This is a genomic window from Corallococcus exercitus, assembly GCF_003611585.1.
Taxonomy (GTDB): domain Bacteria; phylum Myxococcota; class Myxococcia; order Myxococcales; family Myxococcaceae; genus Corallococcus; species Corallococcus exercitus.
This window is the reverse complement of the sequence record NZ_RAVW01000781.1, coordinates 1-1,437: the sequence shown is the minus strand read 5'-3', so window position 1 is coordinate 1,437 and position 1,437 is coordinate 1. Positions and strand designations below refer to the sequence as shown.

Sequence of the window (1,437 nt, the reverse complement as noted above, 5' to 3'; positions counted from 1 at the left end):
CCGCTGGCACTCGCCGCGTCGACTTCGCGCCAACTTACGCGCCGCCTCCCGCGCCACGCACCCCCAGGAGCGCGCGGCGTAGACCGCAGCGCTCGCCCCCTCGCTCCAAAAGAGCGAAAGTCGAGTCTGAAGCCGCGCTGCTCGCGGCCGGACGGAAGGGCAGACACGCCACTGGACGTGCCGTCCCGGAGCTGTCCATGCTGGGCCGCGCGGGGGCCGGCCCCGCATGTGATTGGAAGGATCTCCCATGCGACTGAGCCGAATGCTGCTCCCCCTGCTGGCGGTCCTCCCCCTCCTGGCCTGTGAAAGCAGCGGCGGCGTGGGGGCGACCTGTGGTGAGGACGGCTGTGACTCCGGCTTCACCTGTCGCAGGGACTTCCCCGGCACCTTCTGCGCGCAGGCCTGCACCGCGGAAGGGGAGGGCGGCGGCTGCCCGGGCGACACGCTGTGCACGCGCCAGCTCGACACGCTGATGTGCTCGCGCGTCTGTGATTCCCAGGCCGACTGCCGGGAGGGCTACGCCTGCAACGGCGTCAGCAACACGGGCCTCAAGGCCTGTCAGGTCAAGCCGTAGCCCCGGCCACCCTCACGGGCTCAGCCGCTCCCGGAAGCGCTGGGACTGGCGGCGGGACATCTCCACTTCCCGGCCTCCCCGGAGCCGGGCGATGAGTGTGCCGCCTGGACCCGGCTCCAACGCCTCCACGAAGTCGAGGTTGATGAGGTGCTGGCGGCTCGCGCGGAAGAATCGCACCGGGTCCAACCGCTCCTCCAGGTGGTTGAGTGAGCGGGCCAGGAGCGGCTCCGCGTCTGGCAGGTGCAGCCGGGCGTAGTTGCCCTCGGAGCTGAAGAGCGGCACCTGCGACAGGGTCACCAGCCAGCAGCGCTCGCCGTCCCGCACGAACACGCGCTCCAGGGGCGTCACCGGCGCACCAGCCGCGCGCTGCACCCGCCCCCGCTGCCGTACGCGCTCCAGCGCCTCCGCGAGCCGCGCGGCCTCGATGGGCTTGAGCAGGTAGTCGAGCGCGTTCACCTGGAAGGCCCTCAGCGCGTGGGCGTCATGCGCGGTGGTGAAGACCACGTCCGGCGGGGCTTCCAGCCGGTCGAGCACGTCGAAGCCCGTGCCGCCCGGCATCTGGATGTCGAGCAGGAGCAGGTCCGGCGCGAGCGCCTCCACCCGCTCGCACGTCTCGTCCACATGGGTGGCCTCGCCCACCACCTCCACCTCGGGGAAGGCCGTCAGCAGGCGGCGCAGCTCCGCGCGCGCGAGCCGCTCGTCGTCGGCGATGAGGACCTTCATGCCGCCGCCTCCAGGGGAATGTGCACGCGGGCCGTCGTGACCGTGGCCTGTGACTGATCCAACCGGAGGGACGCGCCAGTGCCGCAGAGCAGCCGCAGGCGCTCCGTGGCATTGCGAAGCCCCACGCCCCCCGAGTCCAC

2 protein-coding genes are annotated in these 1,437 nt (G+C 72.0%); one reads left to right on the top strand and one right to left on the bottom strand.

What is annotated here, in order from left to right; all coding sequences use genetic code 11:
* Positions 1 to 247: 247 nt before the first annotated feature.
* Entirely contained in the window at positions 248 to 574 is a 327-nt protein-coding gene (locus D7W79_RS41965; RefSeq protein ID WP_147442360.1) for a hypothetical protein, read from the top strand.
* A 12-nt stretch (positions 575 to 586) separates the two neighbouring features.
* Here D7W79_RS41965 and D7W79_RS41960 read toward each other — a convergent pair whose 3' ends face one another.
* Positions 587 to 1,297 (bottom strand): LytR/AlgR family response regulator transcription factor, encoded by a 711-nt coding sequence (locus tag D7W79_RS41960; RefSeq protein WP_120530750.1) that lies wholly within the window; start codon positions 1,295 to 1,297, stop codon positions 587 to 589.
* Positions 1,298 to 1,437: the final 140 nt, after the last annotated feature.

Excerpts from the sequence above, each read along its gene's own strand:
- D7W79_RS41960 (WP_120530750.1), bottom strand. The coding sequence starts at position 1,297 with ATGAAGGTCCTCATCGCCGACGACGAGCGGCTCGCGCGCGCGGAGCTG.
- D7W79_RS41965 (WP_147442360.1), top strand. The coding sequence starts at position 248 with ATGCGACTGAGCCGAATGCTGCTCCCCCTGCTGGCGGTCCTCCCCCTC.